This window comes from Nocardia gamkensis NBRC 108242 (genome assembly GCF_001612985.1).
GTDB lineage: Bacteria > Actinomycetota > Actinomycetes > Mycobacteriales > Mycobacteriaceae > Nocardia > Nocardia gamkensis.
Genome location: NZ_BDBM01000027.1, coordinates 1 through 20,143, shown reverse-complemented (window position 1 = coordinate 20,143; position 20,143 = coordinate 1). Strand labels below are relative to the sequence as shown.

Here is a 20,143-nt window from a genome sequence, read left to right as displayed (position 1 = left end):
TGTAACAGCGCGCAGGGAGTCCTGCGATACTCACCACGCAAACCGGCGAAGTGACGCCAGGTTCAGACCTTCCGGTTTCATTTTTGCAGACCCTTATCGTCTCTTGACGGCCGGTGCACAGTTGGCTGAGCTACCCCGTATTTGCCGCTCGTGCGGTCAAAATTCTTTGTCGGAGAAGCGGAGGAAAGATGCAATTAGCTCGTAACCGAGAGCGGTCGCCACGGGAGTTCGCCACCGTCGATGCCGTGGTGATTGTGCCGGGCATCATGGGGAGCTCGCTCAGCATCGTCGGCGGGGGAGAGCGCCGCAGCGTGTGGGGGGTGCCTATGGCGCTCGCGAATGCGACCGGGATCGCGCCGGAATCGAGAATCGACGCGCTTCGAGTCGATAACTTGGAATCGACCGGAAAGATCGGACATGTTGTTCCCACCGGATTGCTGATGACGCCGTCGTGGTTGCGCGGATTCGGCGGGATGGAACCCTACAAGCGGTTGGTCAATACTATTACCGAAACGGTTCCTCATCCCGATGCCGTCTTCTCCTTCGCCTACGACTGGCGGCTAGATATCGAGCACAATGCCAGAATCCTCGCTCGCGAATCGGGAGTCCACCTCCAGCGGTGGCGAAACCACGAAGTGATCCGGGATCTGCGTTCCCGCAGAAATGACGACCGCGAACCCCGCCTTGTTTTCGTAGCCCACTCAATGGGAGGATTACTGGTGTGGGCAATGTCCGCACAGGAAATAGAACAGCCGGACACGCGGGCTGTCGTGACGCTTGGGACTCCGTTCGCGGGATCCGTGAAGACAATGCGGATGCTAGCGGGCGGCAACGACGCGCAGAGTGGGCTGTCCTCCGGGGCGACGCGGCGGGCCTGCCTGACAATGCCAGGAGTCTATGATCTGCTGCCCTGGTACCGCTGTCGACTCGATGGCGACGACGTCGTCGCGCTACACGAATCCGATGTCGTCAGTGTGGGCGGTATGCCGGACCTCGTTAGGCAGGCGTTCGAACGTCGCGTTCGGATCGCGGACGGGGAACTCCCGGGCCACGTAGCGGTGATCGGAGTCGGACAGGAGACATCGCAGAGCCTGGAACTGAAGCATGGCGACATCGTCACCCGCAACTGGGCATATCGGCGTAACGGCCGGGGAGAACTCATCCGCGAATCCGGCCGACTCGTGACCGAAGATTTCGGTGGTGACGGCACGGTTTTCCATCATTCGGCTCGCACAGCCGCGGCACCAGGTGTGCCGATCGCCCAGCGCCACGAGTCCTTGGGGACCAATCGGGCGTGCCTGCGCATAGTGCAGAAGGTGATCAGGGACTCGGCGGATCTGGATACTGTCCTCGGGGACGGCCCGGAGCAAGTACCGCTCGGCCTTGAGGTGCTGGACGAAGTGGTTCCGGGCAGGCGGCTCGAGATTCGGATTCGCTCCGACCACAGTCCGGCGGACATCACGTGCGCCGTGGAGGACACCGCTCGCGGCGATGCTGTGGTCCGGCAACCTGTCGTCCGAGGGCGGCGTGACGAGGGCGCTTTCGTCGTTCTCACCGACCTGGACGTCCCTGGGCTACACCGTGTTCGAGTATCGGTCGGCAGTACCGAGATCACCAAACTGGTCATGGTCTGTGCCGACGGCAGCGACACATGAGCGACAACCTCGCTGGAAGTGCACCTCCGGTCCGTACCTTCGACGTTGTTCCGATCGTCATCAGCAAATACAGTCGGCTCCGGAATTTACCGACGGCAGACGACGAGGCCGACCGAATAGCTGCCATTCTGTCCCGCTGGGGAGGGAGGCTCTGTCCGTGGGACGTACCGAGTGATAAACGTTCTGTCGCGTCGGCTTTGGCGCGACTGGAGTCATGGTCGCAGCCGAAGATGTCGCGCTGCTCCGTTCTGCTGTGGATCAGCCATGGTTCGAGCAACGACGACGTCGCGGTGGTCCACTTACCTGCCGACGAGATCGACATTGGGCTGGTCCCGCATCAGCTGGCCTGGTACATCGCCCGCGAAGATCGAATGCGAGAGGCGCCTGACTGGACGATTGTGATCATCGAGTCCTGCGGTGGGATTCGGTTTGCGGAAACCATCCAATCGGAAATCGCCAGGCTTCGTGTTCGAGACGGTATCCTGCTGATCGGCGTGGGTGAGGATCGCGGAGAAGGTTATCTCGGAACCTTCAGGCGGGCTCTCGAAGAAGTCCGCGAGGTCTACTGGTCCAACGACAAAGTGATCAGCCTCAGGGATCTGGCCGACCAGTTGGAGGAAGTTCTCGATCCGGGTTTCGTGCGTCCGATGGGATTGTTCGGTCGATCCACCCTGATGACCCGTCCCGACCTGACGCCTGACGTGACGACATCGGTCGATTTCTACCCCGAGCTCAAAGACGTTCTCGCTGAACTGCCCGAGTCCGATCTCGAACGGCTCACCGTCGTCGGTCAGAAGACCGATTTGCTGGAAATCGGCGGCCATTTCGTCGGTCGGTTCAGCGAACGCTCCGGTGTTGTGGCCTGGTTGGAAACTCACAGCTCCGGCATGTTCGTGGTGACGGGCGCCGCCGGTAGCGGAAAGTCGGCCCTGCTGGCCAATCTGATGCTGCACACCATTCCGCCGCTCCGGTCCGTTCTGGAGCACGCCCCCAATCTGGAGGAGAGGTGGACAGATGAGCGCCGGATCCCGCCGGTCGACAGCGCATTGCTGCTGATCGGGGCGACGACCAATGACGTCGTGACCCGACTTTCCACAGTGGCCGCAGTCGACATTCCGGCCGACCTCACGCCGCCGAAACGCGCCGGGGAACTTGTCCGCGTGCTGGCGGAGCGGCGGATACCGCTGACATTGTTCGCCGACGCTCTGGATGAAGCACGGGACCCGGTGGAGATCGCGACGCTTCTCGCGCAACTCGCAAAGCTCCCGCGTATACGGATCGTCCTCGCCACCCGGCCTCTCTCAAGGTCCGGTGTCGACGGAGACGACCTTTTAGCGTTGTTGCGTCCGATTTCGGAGCTCGATTCCGACGTCTCGGTCCTGGAGCTCGATGACGACCGGGCCGCGATACTGAAATTCGCCACTGCCCGGCTATCCTCGGCTGCGGCCGGCGTCTCCTCGCTGGACCTGCTGGAGGTGCTCGGCGATATCGAGCGATCGGCGAGCGGGACGGCGGTGGACGCCGGATGGGACTTCCTCCGTGCTCGGCTCGTGGTGACCGAATTGCTGGCGACACCCGAACTGCTCACCGGCGCCTTCGCCGCGGATCGGCGCCGAATGATGACGCTGGACCACATCGGCCTCTTTCACCGCGCTCTACACCGGCTCGTGAGCGCACATCCGCACGCCGAGCCCCTCCTCCTCGCCCTTGCCTACGGAAATGGTCGCGGGCTGCCGCGGGCCGACCGGATCTGGATCACCGTGGCGAAAGTCTTCGCCCCCGGGCAGACCCTCACCGAAGCCGACATCACTCGGATTCTCCGAGACGCGGGTCCTTACATCATGCTGGATGCCGAGGACGGACGCAGCGTCTTCCGCCTCGTGCACCGTACCTTCACCGACGAGTTGCTGGCCCGGCTGGATCCGGAGACCAGGATGGCCGTGCTGCGAGCACTCATCGATCTCGCCCGTGAGGTCCCCGATCCCGCTCCTTACTTGCGCCGCTACCTCTCCGGGCACGCCAGCGCCTCAGGGCGTCAAGGCTGGTCGGCCCTCGGCGAGACGCCGGAGGTCCTCGACATGCTGGACCTCCCCACGCTCTTGGCGGATAGCTGGAGGCTGGCGCCGCACGAGTTGCCGCGGTCAGTCCTCGCACTTCGCAGGACAGCTCATCTGGCTCTGGCCGGCACCGACGGCGACCGACGCGGATACCGCCAATTCGGCCTAGCCCAGGAGACCGGTCATCACTCGGAGACAGTCGAACCCGGATCCGGTGCCGCCTGGCAGATCACTCGGGCTCGGCTCCTGCGGCACCCCTCCCATCAGACGAATTCGTTGGGTCCGTCGATCCCGGTCCGCTCCCTCGCCGTCTGCACGACCGCGGATGGCGCCGTCATCGCCTACGGGAACGATCACGGTCGCCTTTGCCTCTGGAATCCGTGGCAGGGCAGTACGGTCGATCTCACACCGCACATCGATCGGGCAGGGGAGATTCTGGCGCTGGCCGCAATGGACGGCGCCCACGGGCTGAGACTTGCCTCGGTCGGAGCGGCACAGCCGATTCGTTTGTGGCCGCTGGCGGAGGATCTCGAGCCAACTGAACTTCCTGGTGGTGATGGCGGTGTAGGTTGCGCCATCGAGGCGTGTCGGCTCGAAAATGGCACGACGCTGCTCGCCGTCGGCACAACCCTCGGCAGGCTGCGGGTGTCGTCGGCGAATCCGGACGATGTGAGGGGGGCTGATCGGCCGAAGGTATTGGCTGGGCACGCGGGACGAATCACCGGTCTAGCGACTGTCGCCCGCGCCGCCGGCCGCGAGCTTGTCTCGGTCAGCTTCGACCGCTCTGTTCGGCGGTGGAGCCTGCCACACGGTCGACGCCTCCGAAAAGGTCAATGGCGGACACCGCTTGAGTCGATGGCAGTGGCCGAGAAGGCCGGGCTCATCCTGACTGGTGATTCGGAAGGTGTGGTCGCGGTCTGGAATGCGTATACCCTGTGTTCCCTCAGCCATTTCGCCGCTCACGACGGCCCGGTCAAGGCTCTGGCGGTGCTGCAAGACGATGCCGACCGTCTCGTGTTCGCCAGTGGCGGGGTCGATCGTCGTGTTCGACTGTGGTGTACAACATCGGGTGATCCCATGGGCCCTGATCTCACAGGTCACGATGACGAGATCACCGACCTGGTCACGCTCCGATCGCCGGACGGTACACCGTTCGTAGCGAGCGGCTCGCGCGACGGAAAGGTCAAACTCTGGACGCCGACAACCCCCGACTCGACGCCGGCACCGCGAGTGAATGGTCGTAGCCGACACGAGCCGCCCGAACGCTGGGATCTCGTTACCTCCGAGGCGCACGCCGTCACCATTACGCGCACTCCATCCGGACAGTTGAAATGCCATTTGGCACCGAACCCTGAGGTGATTCTCCCCTCGGCGGCCAATCACGCGCGCTGCGTCGCCGTTCTGATCGATGGGGACTCGGCGGTCGTCGCTACCAGTGGCTCCAACGTCATTCACACCTGGCAGGCCGAGACAGGTGAGATCGCGTGCCCACCACTGGACGGCCATCGTGATTGGGTTCGCGCGCTGCTGCCACTGCCGCTGGACGATGGCCGCACCATCCTGGTGAGCGGGGGTGGCGACGGCCGGGTTTGTCTCTGGGACCTGCGGTCTGGAGAGCTCCGACATCACATGGATTTCGGCAGTGCCGTCCAAGCGCTGGCTCACGTCGACGGAACCCGGCGCTTCACCGTCACGCTCGGCGATGGGGAGATCGACATCGAGGTGGAGGACCACGTTCTCCACGGACACGCGAAAGGGAACTGCACGTGAACAGCCCAGGTGACCATTCCTCCTGGTCCGCGCTCGGCCCGAGCAGACAGGCCAGGGACTACACCGAACTGGTCGAGCAGCTGTTCTGCCGTGGTGAAGCCTCGCCATTTCCCGGCTTCCAGCATGTGACCTCGGTGGAGGTGCTGGTCAACGGCGTATTGGCCCGCACCCAGCTGGAGCGCCATTCGGCGCAGTACGATGTCACGATCTTCGATCGAATCGAGGGGTTCGCTGGCGAGCTCTGGGAACGGTCGGCGAAGTCGCTCCTACGGCTGCGGGCGCTAGATCATCCCGCACTGCCGGTGATCGAAGCCTCGAAACAGCGCCCGGGCGAAGGCATCGCTTTCACGCTCACCCGATCACTCGGCGGAGCACTGGACCTCGACGAGGTTGTGAGTTGGGCGGCGGCCAAACCGCTGGAGGCGTTCGAGCAGTTCAGTCTGCTGCTCGATGCTCTCAAGCGACTACACGGCGCACGGGTGATGCATCGTTTGCTGCTGCCTACGGCGATCCGGTGGCGAGACGACGGGATCTCTAGTCCGCAACTGTCGCTGAGCCGTTTCGAGATGAGCGCGTTGATCAGCAATCTCATCCGCCGCACAGTGACCGGGGATGTCAATGAGATTCGCTGGATGACCCGCCAGCTCTATCTGTCTCCGATCGACGGCGCCAGGCTCGACTCGGAAGCGGGCGCCCGACATCTCGCCTATCTGGCCCCGGAGATCCATCCCTATCTGTTCGACGACAGCCACCGCAGTCGCCGAGACTGGGAGACCACCGACGTTTTCGGTCTCGGTGTCTTCGGGTGGGAATTGTTCTGCGGCGGGATCGCCCAGCAGCTGCCGGACGAACTTGCCGCTGTGGCTACAGCCGAGCAGGGGCGACGCGTCCGGGCGCTGGCGGACCTGCACGATGCGATGCGCGGAGTGCTGCGCGATTCCCCCGATGTCCCCGCCGAACTCAAGTCGGTGCTCGCCGGCATGCTGGCGGGCAAACCCGGCAATCGGATGTCCTCGCACAACCTTGCCAACAAGGTCGAGCGGTCCTGGGACGCCATACGCAGCACTTGGGAAGGCAAGATCACCAAGCCGTATCTGGTCGCTTTCATGCCGGACGAGTCCGCGGACACCATCTACAAGGAGCGGGGATGGATCTCCCGCAGCCCGCGGGACGCGGCGGGCCGCGACGAGCTGAAAACCTTCTATCAGCGAGAGTTCCAGGAGGCCTACCTGGTGCATTCGCTCACGGGCGCGGAGGGCTACGCGACTGGACCTTCGGATGTGCTGCGCGAGGCGGAGTGGGTGCTGATCGGACAACGAGCCGTATGGTTCTGCGCATTCCTTCGTGACAAGAGATTCGACGGATCCATCCGGGAGACCTTCAAAGACACCCTGGTCGTCAAGTACCTACGGGAGCACATCTACGCCAAGGAAATCTACACCGCCCAGCCGCGGCGCAAGGTTCCCGCCATCGACCTGATCGCCTTCTTCCCCCAACAGTCGATCAGGGAGAAGCGGATCGGCCGACCTTCCTGGGAACCGCTGACCAACAGCGTCAACCGGAGTCGGCTGCGTGATCCTGAGAACGAGAAGTTCTTGCAGTCGATGGACTTTTTGCTGGATTATCAGCGAGCGGTCCTCGACGCCCGGACTTATCCATATCAAGCATACGATCTCGGTGGTCCCCTGGTCGAGCTCCGGCTCGATGAAAGCAGGGACGACGAGTGGCGGCAACGCAACGCGCTGATGACCGCCTACTGCTCGGACGAACGCCGTCGACCGCCGCTGGGCAACTTCCTGGAAACTCTGGACGAGGGCCAGGCGTGGACCGACCTCTCCCTCGACGGGAAGCTGGAGTTTCCAGGCTTCACCGGGAGTTCCAACACGGTGCAGTTCGCCGGACGCCGAGACGAAAACACCATCACAGTCCGGGTCAAACCCGGGGTGCACGTGCCGCGCCGCGGCTGGGTACGGCCGGCCGAGGACAGTGGGTCGCGGCCGCACCTCAGTCGACAACTACGGGCACGTCAAGCCCTGGAGAGCCAGCCGACGCTGATCAGCGAATTGCGTCGGCCGCGGCCGATGGAAATCGGCCAACAGGACTGGGATGTGGACCCCGAAGGGAACCTCCAGGGGAACAGTCCTCAGGTCATTCTGGCCATGCTGTCTCGTTTGCCGTTCTACGCGCTACAGGGGCCACCGGGCAGCGGTAAGACCACGGCGGTCGCGAATGCCTTGAAGTTGTTCCTGGCCAATGAGCGCGGAGCCAAGGTGCTCGTGAGCGCGCAATCAAACTACGCGCTGGACAATCTCGCCGAGCGCCTCATCAAACTGCTCCCGGATGACTACATCATCCTTCGCGAGCGGAGCCAGCGCGGGGAGGATGCTGTCTCGGATGCTGTGAAGCCGTTCACCCTCGACAAGCTGTCGGAGCGAAACTACAAGAAGGTCGTCAACACTCTCCAGGCACGACTGGAACGACACGCAAAGGGAGAGGCCGACCCCGAACTCGGCAGGCGGCTCAGCGACGAGGAGCGGCGGATTTCGCAGGAGTGGCTGGACTGCGTGCATTCCGACCAGTTCGAACTCTCCGATCGGATCCGTAATGGGGCCAGCGTTGTACTGGCCACATGCTCGGTCGCGGCGGACGCACTCAGCGATTCCACGGATATCACCGAGAGTTTCGACTGGGTGGTCGTCGAAGAAGCAGCTAAGGCTTGGCCGACCGAACTCGTCGTGCCGTTGACGCTCGGCACCCGATGGACACTGATCGGCGACCACCGGCAGTTGGGCGCGCATCGCAGCGACGAAGTCGAAGCGTTCCTCGAGGGCCTGCGAAACCATACGACCGACGAAGTGAAACTGCACTACGTGGCCAAGCGAGACAGGTTGGGGGTGCTCAATCTGTTCAGAAGTCTCTTCGAACCCGCGGTGGCCGACGACGAGGCACACCCGCTGACGGTCACCGAGGAATTGGCCGACCGGACAGAGGGGCTGGGCAAGTTGGAGATGCAATTTCGCATGCATCGAAACATCGCCGAGCCCGTACGTCGCGTCTTCTACCGAACCGAGCCCGCCCAGTTGGACGCCGATGGCCTGTGGACGAGCTTCTTGGAATCGCATCCCTCGGCGAGCGTGCCCCACGGAGTGAACATGCCGCGCTACCTGCGGGACCGGCCCTTGGTCTGGATCGACACCGAGGACGTCCCGGGCTGCCACGACCTGCCCATGTGGTCCAATGATGGGGAGGTGGACTTGATCGACCGCATGGTCGACAAGTTGCGCCCGGTGTCCGCAGCACCCGGCGGCGACGGCCCGGGCAGCCTGGCGATCCTGACGCCCTATGCGAAGCAGCTCGATAAACTCCAGATGCGCGGGAATCTCACCGACAGGGTGTTCACCGTCCACTCCTTCCAGGGACGGGAGGCGGACCGAGTGATCGTTTCCCTGGTGCGCACCACGCGCGTCGCAGACAATCCCCGGCAGAATGTCGGTCATGTGGGCAAGGACGAAGTCGCCAACGTCCTGCTCTCCCGGGCGAAGCGGCTGCTCGTCCTGGTCGGCCGCTTCGAGCACTTCCGCGACAACGGCGGCCAGTCATGGCGTGACATCACCTCGCTCGTAGAGCTATTCGGCACTCGCGTCCGTTCGGAGGAGTGGTCATGATCACCCCCGTCACCCTCGCCCTGCCGTGCAGGGTGCTCAAGCTCGATGTGCTGGTCGGCCCTGCCGAGGGCGTGACTCCGCTCGAGGACCTCGTCGCACGCGGCATCTCGGCCGCCGGACAGAAACGCTCGCTCGATGCGCCGATTCCGGCGCGTGAACAGGATCGAGCCCAGGCCACCATGAGCTATCTGACCACATTGCTCTGTTTGCCTCAGCGAGTCGTGATGGAAGTCATCGGAACGCTGTGGAACAAGGGCCATCTCACCGTCGACTTCGAGAACGGCGGCATCGAGCTGGCCGAAGTGGCCCGGGCGAAGATCATTCGCCAGCAGTCGCTCGTGTCCGAAGGCCAGCTCCAGACCCGAGAATTCCTCTTCGAGCCGGTGACCGGGATGATCCTGTCCACTTTTCACGGGCGAGGCCGAGCGTCGGAAACGAGCATCCGTTTTCCGTTTAGACCTCAGCTCAAGGTCTCCGACATCCCTCCCGACGAGCTCGTGAGCAGTGTGCAGTCCGCCCTGCGTAGCGAACGCCAACGCCGCGGCCGTGTCAATGTTCTGAGCGTCGGATTCGGCTCCCCCGCCTTGCAGCGCGCCGAGCGAATAGTGTGGCTGGAGGTTGAGGCCGAGGTTCGGCGCGATCCCGACAACAGCCGAATTCAGATCACCACCAGTGCGACAGCGGGATGGAATCTGCGGACTCAGCGACGGCTCAACTCCTACTTCAACGAGCTGGCGGCCGAGGAGCCGAGACACCCCGTGGTGCAATCGGTGTCGGCGCTCGCATATATCGCGCGCGAACCACCGGCAGATCTGAACGACCTGTTCAGGCGAATGGAGCGAAAACTCACCGACATCGAGAAGATCGAACTCGACCAAGTCCAGGAACGGCACAAGCGGCTGTCCGAGTGGGCGGCACAGATCGATGAGCGTCTGGAGCACATACGCCGCGCGCAGGCGAACGTCAGCCTGGTCACGAGGCCCGAGGGGCACACCTGGACGATCGATGATCTCATCGACGCTGCCCGCCGTCAGCTTGTCTTGGTGGTGCCCGATCCTGATCCCGCCAAGATCCGCCACTTCCAGCCGGGTCTGCGGCGAGCACTCGACCGCGGAGTCCAAGTGGTCTTCGTCTGGGGTCGGTTGCCGAACGATCGACTCAACCCGCAGGTCGAGAATCTGTTGGACGAACTGTTCGTGCGGCGTGGCGCACGGTTGCTGCGCAACCCCAAGAGCGCGAAGACCGAAGCGTGCGTGGTGATCCAGGACGACCGCCGAGCTATCGTCAGCTCACATTCGAGCCTGGGATATCGCGGACCGGAGACGACCGAAGTCTCGATGCTGATCGAGCCCTCCGAGAAAGGGCCCGACGTGCCAGCTGCAGTCGTTGAACTCCTCCGGTGGGTGAAGCGGGAGTTCGATCCCTGGGTACTCGCCCAGCGGATCGAACTCACGGACGCGAGAAGCTCAGAGCCGACGAATGTCGGCGTGGATTCGGCTGCCGTGACCCCGCGCCGGCCCGACCGGCCCGACCACCCGATGAGTGACTTCACCGCCGCCGACGTCGACGAGACGTCGCTGGCATTGTGGGCCGCAGGGTGGAAGGACATGTACGCGGGACTGACAGAAGTTAGGCGGCAGCTCATGGCCAAGGTGGCCGCGGTGGAGATCGTGCGGGACGCCGAGCATCGGACACTGTTGTGGGAGGGATTGCGGGGCGCGCAGTACCGCTTGGTCGTCGGCGATGATCGCTTGAGTCCGCGCAGCACCGGTCCCGCCATCGCCCGCAATCTCAGGGAACGCAGCGCCGCCGGCGCGGTTGTTCACGTGGTGCATCCGCCCCCGCCGGTGTCCGAACCGAGTATGCAAGAGTTCGCCGGCCTCGCACGCGGAGCCAACTCGATCTCGGTACGCCACCGCCAGACCGGCGGACGCCTTCTCATCATCGACGATCGGGTCGTTCTCGGGAGCTTCTCTCCATTCGACGATCGCCACGCCGGAGGTGCCGGGCGACGGATCTCCAGCTTGGGTGTGCATATCAGGCACGAGCCCCTGGCTGCCGAACTCGCCGATCTGCTCGGAACCCGCAAGGCGCGGGACCAGCAGTCGGAAGCCGCGGATACGCCCGAGTCGCCCGTGGTGATACCGAGCGCGGGTGCGGGCATCTCTGTGCTCCTTGAGGCCCGTTCTGCGCCGGCGCAGGATTTTGGCAAGGTCGCCGTCGCTCGTCTGCGTGCCTATGCGCAGCCGCTCGATGTGCTGTCCAGCTGGCGGGACAGTCAGGTGCCCGCCCACGATCTCCGCCGACTCGCCGCAGCCGCCCTTCACGCGGGCATCGGCTCCCCAGAACAGGACGAAACCTGGCTCGGCTGGCTGATCGAGGACGCGTGGTCACGCGAGGCGTACGTCGAAGCCGCACTGCTGTCCCGGTGGGAACCTGAGGTGTCCGACGAGGTCGTACTTTCTCCGGACCGTGCGCTGCGGGCCGCCGCGTTGCTGTCCGCAGCACTGGAAGTCGGTCCGCTGACCGAGGATATGACCGCCGCCGTATTCGATCTCGGCGACTCCCGCGGTGCGGAGATGGCCGGTGCGGCGGCGCTCGCCTGTGAAGTCCTGGTTCGCGGTCAACTGGATCACCGTGCGACGCTCGGCTTGCTGTCGGGCGATCTCTCGCCCGCTTGGCGGGACTTCTGTACGCGTGTTGAATCATTCGACGCCGCCCCCTTGCTCTTGTCGCGGTTCTCCGCAGCTCAAGACAGGGTCGAGACGGCACGCGTTCTGACGGACAGACGTTCGGCGATCGTTCGGTCCATCGACCGGATCGAGGCGTTGCGAAACCGGTTCAACTTCACCACAGGTGTGACGCTGCACCGTGCGCTGTTCCAGCCTGGGGGGCTGCTGCGAGAAGCTCGGGAGGCAGCTCGCAGCGGGGCTGTGGAATGTCAGAAGTTGGCCCCTCGCTTGCCGCATGACGTCCGGCGATACCTCAACGGCGTGATCGCCCAGGCTGGCGCCGAACCGATGGAATGGCTCCGGCAGGTCAATTTCCTGCGGAAGGTTGAAGCTCTGGTGGTCGACCTCCGCTCCGTGGCTGCGGCATCGGTGGAAAACCAGATCGATCACCGCTTCGATGACTATGGTCTCGCCGAGACCATGGAGCTCGGCAAGTACCTCGATGAAAACTGGGAAGAGCTGTATATGGAAGCCCGGCAGGTCGGCAGGCCCTACGAGTTGCCCGCGATGGGGCTGCTCGCTGTCCTCGGCCCGATAACGACTTGGGTCAAGGAGCAACCATGATCGATGATCATGGATCGCCGAGCTGGCCGGAGGCGTTGCTTCCCGTCTGGCCTGGCCGGTTCCGACACGCCGAACTTGTCCGCCGGTTGCACGGTGACGAGACGCTGGCCGATCTGGCACGGTGTCTGCTCGAAGGCATCGCCGCCGACCGCACCGTCGACCAGGTCTTGGAGCAGTTCGTGCACGAGGGCGAGTTCCGACTGGCCGAGACGTTGCTCGCCGAATCCGACGCTGTCTCGGCCCAAGTACGCAAGCGCTTCGGTGATCTGGAGTCCTGGCGAGCCCAACGCTTGAACGAACTCACCGCCCAGCTGCGTACCCTCACCGCCGCGGCGGCCGCCGCAGACGTCCCGTTCGAGGTCGACGCGACGAACTTAGAAGAGATGAGCCGAGTGTCGTGGCCTGCTGTCAGTACGATCCTCGACGAGCATCACGAGCACATCTCGCGACAGATCGACTCCTTGGGCCGCGACCTCACGGCGCGAAACAACTCCGGAGGCACCGCTCCCCGACTGCGCGGCGCTGTCGACTCGCTCATTGCGGCGGGTCGGCTGACCATCGCCCAGCGGGTGCTGGAGAACGGGACAGACTACCTTCTCGTGCCGGAGGCGCAGCCAGCGCTGCCGACTTGGCGATGGTCCGAGCCGGCGTCGGAGGTGCTCAGCTGGCACGTCGATCCGGTCCGGCGACGACCGCCCGAGTTCAGCGCCTGGCGGGCCATGGACAGCACGGCGCAGGACCTCGTCGAGGCTGCGGAGGCACTTGGTGGCGGTGGCCCGGAAGCGGCCGCGGACTTCGCGGGCGCGCTGGAGAAATTCCTCATCGAAGACACACCCGCACCCGTGGTACACGAGTTCGCACACGGCTGGCTCAGCTCAGTCTCCCTGTTCCAGGAAAAACCGCTGACCGCCTTCAGCGCGACGGCGAGCGTGAATCTGCTAATGCTACCGCCAGGTGTGCAGACCGCCCCGCCGTTGCCCGGCGTTGACAACTATGTGGCCGTCGGCCCTGATCTCGGAGCCGGCGGCGGGTTTCGAACCGGTGCCGCCGCGCTGACCATGGTCGACCTGCTACGGCTGGTGACACTGCCGTCGACGGCTCGGGCGATCGGCTTGGCCAAAATCGTCTGTCGGCAATGGCCGCTCTCGGCTCTCGGCGCGGGCAACCCCGCCGACCTGACGCGTCTGCTCACTGAAGACCCGCAGCGCCAGTGGCACTTGCTGAGTTGGTTGTGCACACTGAGCGGAGTAGGCGGCTCGGCGACTGCCGAAGATCTCCAGTTCCAGGCCGGTGACGACGGACCGGTGTTGTACACGCTTCTGATGAATCTCGTGGACGACGTCACCGCGAAAAAGGGCACGGCCGTCCCGATCGGTGGTTCGCCGTTCCTCGAACGCAACTTGGTCGGAGTCGAGAACGTTGTACTGCGGGACTGCCCGGCACCCGGGAGTCGAGCCGCTTTCTGGGCTGCCTTGGTCGCGGCGCCTCCCGGCGACGCGCTGACCCTCGACTCACTGGTCGTCGCCGCGGTCCTCAGTCCAGCAGGCGAGGAGGCCGAGTGGGAGCGAATACTGGTCGACGCTTTCGACCAGTTACGCGCGCAATGGTTTGTGGCCGACTCCGACGAGAATGCGGTGACTCTGCGCCCACTGGGTGTACTCGCCGGACTCCGTAGGCTGGCCGAGCGTCGGTTAGTGGAGTGTGCGCGCGAACTGAGCGCCTCGCTCCTAGACGAGCCGGGCGAACAACCGACAACCCCGCAGGCATGGTCCGCTCATCGATACGCGCTGAGCAAGGACTGGCCAGTCTATACAACTGTCGCGCAAACCGACGTCGAACCCGCCCACAGGATGGACTTGAACGCCGAGCCGCACGAGTTGATCGCGACGGCCGCGGAACTTTCCGGATTCAGCGATCTCGCCGAGATCGCTTATGAACTAGCAGCCATCGCCCGTCGAAGTTTTCCCGTGGCCGAGTTCGTCCTTGAGATACCCGAAGGTGTGCTGGTGGCCGTACCGGAACGTGTCCTGATCACCCTGCTCTACGTACTTCTGGACAATGCGCTCGACGCTACCGAGCGAGCGGGCAAGATCTTCCTCTCGGCGCGAACCGTCGAGGCCGACGTTCTCATCGACGTCTTCGATGACGGGCCCGGTCTCGATTCTGCTGTCAAGCGCACCGCGCAGGTCTTCCGTCGCGGGTTCTCGACCCGCGGCGAGAACCGGGGAACAGGTTTGCACCTCGCCCGTCGGATCACCGAAGCAGTCGAAGGAGAATTAGAAGTGGCCGATCGATCCGGCGGTCACCCGATCTTCAAGGGAGCACACTTCACCTTGATTTTGCCTGCGCGGTCCTGATCGTCCACGGGCAGTCGGCGAGCGTGCGCGTGTGGCCGGTGTTCGACGGACGTCGTTCGAGTTCCTGCATCGCCTCCGTCGATGTCTCCCTCAGGAGCCCGCTCGATCACCCCAGCGAGTGGAGTGAACATCCGGGGGGAGAGAGGGCTCGCAGCTGCGGAGTGGAACTCCAGGGCCGGTCGAACCAGCACCACGCTGGCAGAAGTTCAGTAGAGTGAGCGCCCATGCCGCTTATCGAGGTGTTCTTCCGCCGGTAATCGCCGGTGTAGGCCGCAACAGGGGTTCGATCACCGAGCGCCTGATGCGGCCTGATCGTGTTGTAGTTGACCCGGAATCGGTGAACCTCCATGTCCAGCGCGTCGCCGTCGGCGATCACGCCACGGAACGGATGCTCGTACTTCAAGGTGCCGAACCAACTTTCGATCACACCGTTGGTCTGGGGTGACCGCACCCGCGTGCGGACGTGTCGCAGCAGCGGGTCCGGTCCGGCGAACGCGGTCTTGAACACCTCCCCGCGAAAGCACGGGCCGTTGTCCGACACCACCGCGATCGGCACGGGCGCCATACCGAGCACCTCCCCGGCCGGCCCGACAATCTCGGCCAACCCCGATCGGCACGCAGGTCGTCCACATCGAGAATCCGCTCGGCCTCAATGACCGCGAGCCGCAGGCAGGGCCAGTGCATCGGCACCGCGGGCCGTCAAAGTCACGGTAATCGCCAGGCAGTACTTGGTCGCGTAGTCGATCACCGCGCAAATTCGCCAGATCCGCCACCGGTCGTCTCGAACTCCGAAAAGTCGGTCTGCCACACCCGGTTTCGTTCTGTGGTGGATCGTGGAACACCTTGCGCCGCAGCATCGCCCACGACTTGCGATCGGCGCGGTAACCACGCGGCAACAGCAAACCTCGTCGCCGCAACGCTCGCTCTACGGTGGACGTCGACACCTCGTCCGACGTCGAGGCGGGGTTCGATGTCGCTGCGGCAGCGCTCGAGGAAGTTCAGGGCCGCGGTCCAGTCGCCGCCGGAGGTGAGTAGCGGCTCGCTGGAACTGGCTGGTCGCGGTCCACAACTGGTCCCCGGACTCGCGGGCGGCCCAAGCGAGCCGGTCGACGGCGAGCGCGGCCAGATCGGCGTATCCGAGTTTGTGCGCGAGACTGTGCGCCGAGTAGTACAGCTCGCACATCATGACCAGCGCGCGGTCGCGCACCTCGCCGGTAGTGCGGTGGACGACTGCCCGGACTTCACCCAGCAGCGGCGGAAGCTCCTCCCCCAGCCGATGAAACGACGCATTGCGCCGGTATCGGCATATCCGGTCCACTTCCCCACTGATCTGTTGCAGCGAACGGGGCTCACGGATAGCGGTGTTATCGAGGTCGTATGCGGCCATCTCGGCGCGCAGGACCGAGATCGCGGCGTGTACTTCCATATCGGGGCCGGCAGCGGGCATGTACGGCTGTCCGGTGAGATCGGGGACCCTCACCCGCAGTGCTTTCGACACCGCACCCAGGAACGTCGGCGTGGCTGGTGCGCGGCCCTGTTCGACCGACCGGATCAGGCCGACGGAGATATTGGCCCGTTCGGCGAGTTCCTTCTGAGTTAGCCCACCCAGCCTGCGTATCTCCGCGACGCGCGCACCGATCCCGCCGTCGCTGCCACGGTGTCCTTTCACCTCACCTATTCAACTCCTATCAAGGCGCGGAGAGTACGAAAAAGTTTGGTACTTCAGGCGTTCGGGGTGCGGCACTGTCTGATCAAGCCCCCGCCGCCGGGCGCCGGAGACCCCGGCGGCGGGTGCGAACCAACCAATCCGACGATCGGGAGGCCGATTGTGATCGCCCTTTTCATCGGCGCGCTGGTCACGGCGCCAGTTATCTACTTCGGCATCACCTACTGGCCGCAGCGCATCCCGCCGGAACGCACTGCCGCTGCCATCAAGCGGCGTATCGATTGTGAGCGTAAGAGCCGCAGTGTTCGCCGCGGCTCAAGGGACACCCATGGACGCTGAGACATCGCCGCTTGCAACGGGTTACGTCTGCGCCGATCTGGTGAAGACCATGCACACCCTGGAATTCCCGATGCGCGCAGTAGCCCGACGACTGGGGTATACGTTCATCGGCATCACCAGGAGCAGCAGCCTCGAACGCCGGCCGCTCGGTCTGGGCATTCGGCAGATCACAAGAGCATCGAATTCGCGTTGCGGCCGGCGATCTCGCGGGCGCTCCCGGCGCGGAAGTCACGCTCCCGCAGCGGAATCGGCGTTTTCTGGCGATCTTTGTTGTGCACCGACGATGTGAGCACGGCCCGGTTGGCAGTGGGCGTGCTGTCGCTGGGCGGTGCGTCCCTGCTGATCGGCTTGCTGCTGATGACGCAGACGCTGGCCGCGATCGTCGCCCCGATCAATGGTGTGCGCCGGGCGATGCGCGAGGTGGAGAAGGGCGAATTCGATCTAGAGCTCGCCGTCTACGACGGCACCGAACGGGGGGAACTGCAGAGCGGTTTCAACAATATGGTCGGCGGTTTGCGCGAACGCGAGGAGATCCGGGACGTGTTCGGCAGGCACGGCGGGCGTGAGGTCGCTAACGCCGCACTGACAGGGAAGGCAGTGGCTCTGCCCAGCGTCCTCATGGCCACCACCCACAATCACTTGGTCGCTCAGCGCTCCGCGCTCATCCCGCGTGTGCAGGGAGCACCACGTCCGCGCTGGACGCCAGCGCCTTTTCGAGGGCTCATCCCCGCAGACGCGGGAGCACACCGCTTCGCCCTTGCCCGGTCCGCCGGACCTGGCTCATCCCCCGCCGGCGCGGGGAGCACCACACCGTCTTCGACGACGGCGAGCACGTCGCGGGATCATCCCCGCGGGCGCGGGAGCACGAATCGACATGGGCAGCAGGTCGATTTCGCGGGGGTCATCCCCGCGGGCGCGGGGAGCACATCGGACCTCATCACCGCGGGCGTGCAACTCGGGGCTCATCCCTGCGGGCGCGGGGAGCACTTCTCCTTGCCCGCCTTGAAGATCCGCAGCACGGGCTCATCCCCGCAGGCGCGGGGAGCACACTTGTTGACCAGCGACTTCCTAGCCGGATGGGTACGTTTCAATACGTAAACATACACGTTCCTGGTGACCCGTCACCTGGCGAATTATTGGCCAGGAGATGTGTATCTGTGACCGCGTCACCGGTCATCTCCCGCGTCTAATGCGGGCGATTGACCCTACGAAGGGCGGCCCCTTGGTGTGCGCTAGACCTGCCCCCCCGGATCTTTTCCGTCCGGCTAACTGAGGTCAGATGCGTCACCGGGACCGGCCTGCGCCTAGTGCCGCCAGCCCTGGGCCGATCCGATGGCCACCCCCTGTACGCGCCGCCATTTCGGCGCAGGGCCGGCAGGTCGAGGCGGCACATGCTGCGGGGTTCGGGCTGACGGGCCGGGCCCGCGACCATCGCTTCACCCCCTCACCAGTCGAACACCCGTTCACAGCGCTGACCAGTGCAGACCACGGCCACCGCCACTCGAATCAACTCATCAGCCGATGACGGAAGGGACTTGTCGATGCAGAAGCTCACGGATAGCTCTCGACAGCAGACGGCGGAGGGTATTGGATACCCCACAGCGCTTTCGTTGCAGGTACCAGCACCACTGACGCGCCGCTACAGCGCAACGGCTTGGGAGGGGGTTGCCCGTATGAATGTCGATCTGACGGGTCCGCACTGCCACCGTCGACCGCACCCACACCACAGCACTCGCCCACAGCCTTGCCCGCGAGCCCGGCCGTACACCCGCTGGGTGGCTGACCTTCTTCGCACTGGTGCTGCTCGTTCCAGCGATGTCAGGGATCGTTCCAGCGATCGATGGGATCGCGCATCCCGTGCCCGGGGTATCGCACGGGGTTGCTGCCCTGGCCATGGTCATGTTCCTCGGGGCGTTGGCGGCGCCTGGCGCTGTCCTGCTCACCGTCGCCGTGTGCCGTATCCGCCGCAACGGCCGCATCGCACGGGGGCGTCCCAACGCGCATGCGGTGTGGCAGGCCGGTTTCTACTGCCATCGGTGCGGTGTAGCGTTCTGGCCTCACTCTCCGGCACCGGGCGTTCCCGCTCACCAGGCCTTCGCCCCGCAGCACTTTCGCTGGCTGGTGTGGAATGCCGGTGGCTACGCCAACGCCTGATCTCACCGGGTTCGACGACAGGCTCGTCGAGGGACGGCCAGGCCGGCCATGACAGCTTTACGCCCGGGGGAGTTCACGTCTCGAGTCGGTAGCCGCACCTCGGTGGGATCGATCTCAGCGCGCAATCCGCGCCAGCTCGGATGCCGTAGCGCGCCGACAAACTCTCGATATTCGACGGTGCCCACCAGCTGTGGTCTCACCCAGCGCGCCGCCGTCATCGGCCAGGATGGTGCCGACCGCTCGAACGGGCTGTCGGGCGTGGCCAAGGCCTTCGACTGTTCGAGCAGTGCCCGGCGCGCAGCCATGGTGAAGCCGGTGCCGACGTGCCCGACGTAGACCAAACGGTCCGACTCGTCGTATGCACAGAGGTCCGGTTGGTTGTGGCGTATTCTGGACGTTCGCTCGAACGGGGAGTCACCGCTCAGGCGGAGCTGGTCTGACGATTCCGGCGGCTTTGGGCCGGTGTTCAGGAACCGACCGGACAGCACTCGATGCCACAGCTGTCGATGTCCCGACCCATCAACGACCTCCCGCAAGCCCTGTCGCCGCGAATCACGCTGCTGTGGTGCGTGGTGGAGGGGGTGGTTTTCGCGGGAGCGCGGTGAGGGTATGTCGTGGCTGAGGTAGGGCTGTCCCCGCGGAAGGTGGGGGCACCCGTTCGAGCGGGAGGAGGGGTGCAGGGTGGGCGCTTCGACATTGAATCCGGCACGCACAGGTCAAGGCGGGGACGTCGCCGTTGTCGAGTTGGACCTCGAGGCGGTGTCGTTGGGGCAGGTGCGGGCCGCGGCGCGGCGCCTGCTCGAGCCGCTGGCCGATCTCGTGGTCGAGGACGCGGTGCAGGTGTGTGATGAATTGGCCTGCAACGCTGTCGTGCATGCCCGCGCGCCGTGGTGCTGCCGGTTGATCGTGGCCGGCCACGACCGGTTTCGTGTGGAGGTCGACGACGCTTCACCCGCGCAAGCGCGGATCCGCCGACCGGATCACACCGGTGGGCGCGGGTTGATCCTGGTCGACCAACTCGCCACCTGGTGGGGTGTCGACTACCACGGGGGCGGCAAGACGGTGTGGGCCGAACTCGGCGGCCGGTGTGGCGGCTGGTGAGGTTCAGCTGTCGGGGTCCGGTGCGGGTGGGTCTTGGTGGGAGAGTGCGGCGTTGAGTTCGAGGGCTTCGGCGAGCTGGTCTT

11 protein-coding genes are annotated in these 20,143 nt (G+C 64.8%); 8 read left to right on the top strand and 3 right to left on the bottom strand.

What is annotated here, in order from left to right; all coding sequences use genetic code 11:
• The first annotated feature begins 245 nt into the window (after positions 1-245).
• From NG1_RS21045 to NG1_RS21025, 5 genes are read left to right on the top strand one after another with little or no spacing between them, the layout of a single operon-like run.
• A complete protein-coding gene (locus tag NG1_RS21045; RefSeq protein ID WP_062973338.1) occupies positions 246-1,655 on the top strand; it encodes an esterase/lipase family protein in 1,410 nt (469 codons plus the stop codon).
• Entirely contained in the window at positions 1,652-5,482 is a 3,831-nt protein-coding gene (locus NG1_RS21040; protein WP_084499076.1) for a WD40 repeat domain-containing protein, read from the top strand. The genes NG1_RS21045 and NG1_RS21040 overlap by 4 nt, the downstream gene beginning before the upstream one ends.
• On the top strand, positions 5,479-9,147 hold the full coding sequence (locus tag NG1_RS21035; protein WP_062973333.1) for an AAA domain-containing protein: 3,669 nt from the start codon (positions 5,479-5,481) through the stop codon (positions 9,145-9,147). Before NG1_RS21040 ends, NG1_RS21035 begins: the two co-directional genes overlap by 4 nt.
• Entirely contained in the window at positions 9,144-12,443 is a 3,300-nt protein-coding gene (locus tag NG1_RS21030) for a phospholipase D-like domain-containing protein (protein ID WP_157114151.1), read from the top strand. The genes NG1_RS21035 and NG1_RS21030 overlap by 4 nt, the downstream gene beginning before the upstream one ends.
• Entirely contained in the window at positions 12,440-14,800 is a 2,361-nt protein-coding gene (locus NG1_RS21025; protein WP_062973327.1) for an ATP-binding protein, read from the top strand. Before NG1_RS21030 ends, NG1_RS21025 begins: the two co-directional genes overlap by 4 nt.
• 106 nt (positions 14,801-14,906) lie before the next feature.
• Here the strand turns inward: NG1_RS21025 and NG1_RS21020 are convergent, their stop codons facing one another.
• Both NG1_RS21020 and NG1_RS21015 read right to left on the bottom strand, forming a co-directional pair.
• Entirely contained in the window at positions 14,907-15,365 is a 459-nt protein-coding gene (locus tag NG1_RS21020; RefSeq protein WP_157114150.1) for an integrase core domain-containing protein, read from the bottom strand.
• Positions 15,366-15,725: 360 nt separating this feature from the next.
• Positions 15,726-16,469 carry a helix-turn-helix domain-containing protein gene (locus NG1_RS21015; RefSeq protein WP_062973324.1) on the bottom strand — a complete coding sequence of 248 codons (744 nt, stop codon included), beginning with the start codon at positions 16,467-16,469 and terminating at the stop codon, positions 15,726-15,728.
• A 159-nt stretch (positions 16,470-16,628) separates the two neighbouring features.
• On the opposite strand from NG1_RS21015, the gene NG1_RS36815 reads away from it, so the two are divergent.
• Entirely contained in the window at positions 16,629-16,805 is a 177-nt protein-coding gene (locus NG1_RS36815) for a hypothetical protein (RefSeq protein ID WP_157114149.1), read from the top strand.
• Positions 16,806-18,662: 1,857 nt separating this feature from the next.
• Positions 18,663-18,959 (top strand): hypothetical protein, encoded by a 297-nt coding sequence (locus tag NG1_RS21010; RefSeq protein ID WP_157114148.1) that lies wholly within the window; start codon positions 18,663-18,665, stop codon positions 18,957-18,959.
• A 2-nt stretch (positions 18,960-18,961) separates the two neighbouring features.
• Here the strand turns inward: NG1_RS21010 and NG1_RS39060 are convergent, their stop codons facing one another.
• Entirely contained in the window at positions 18,962-19,447 is a 486-nt protein-coding gene (locus NG1_RS39060) for an ATP dependent DNA ligase (protein ID WP_062973322.1), read from the bottom strand.
• Positions 19,448-19,640: 193 nt separating this feature from the next.
• Here NG1_RS39060 and NG1_RS21000 point away from each other — a divergent pair, with 193 nt between their 5' ends.
• Positions 19,641-20,060, top strand: a complete 420-nt coding sequence (locus NG1_RS21000) for an ATP-binding protein (RefSeq protein ID WP_062973320.1) — start codon at positions 19,641-19,643, stop codon at positions 20,058-20,060.
• Positions 20,061-20,143 lie beyond the last annotated feature (83 nt).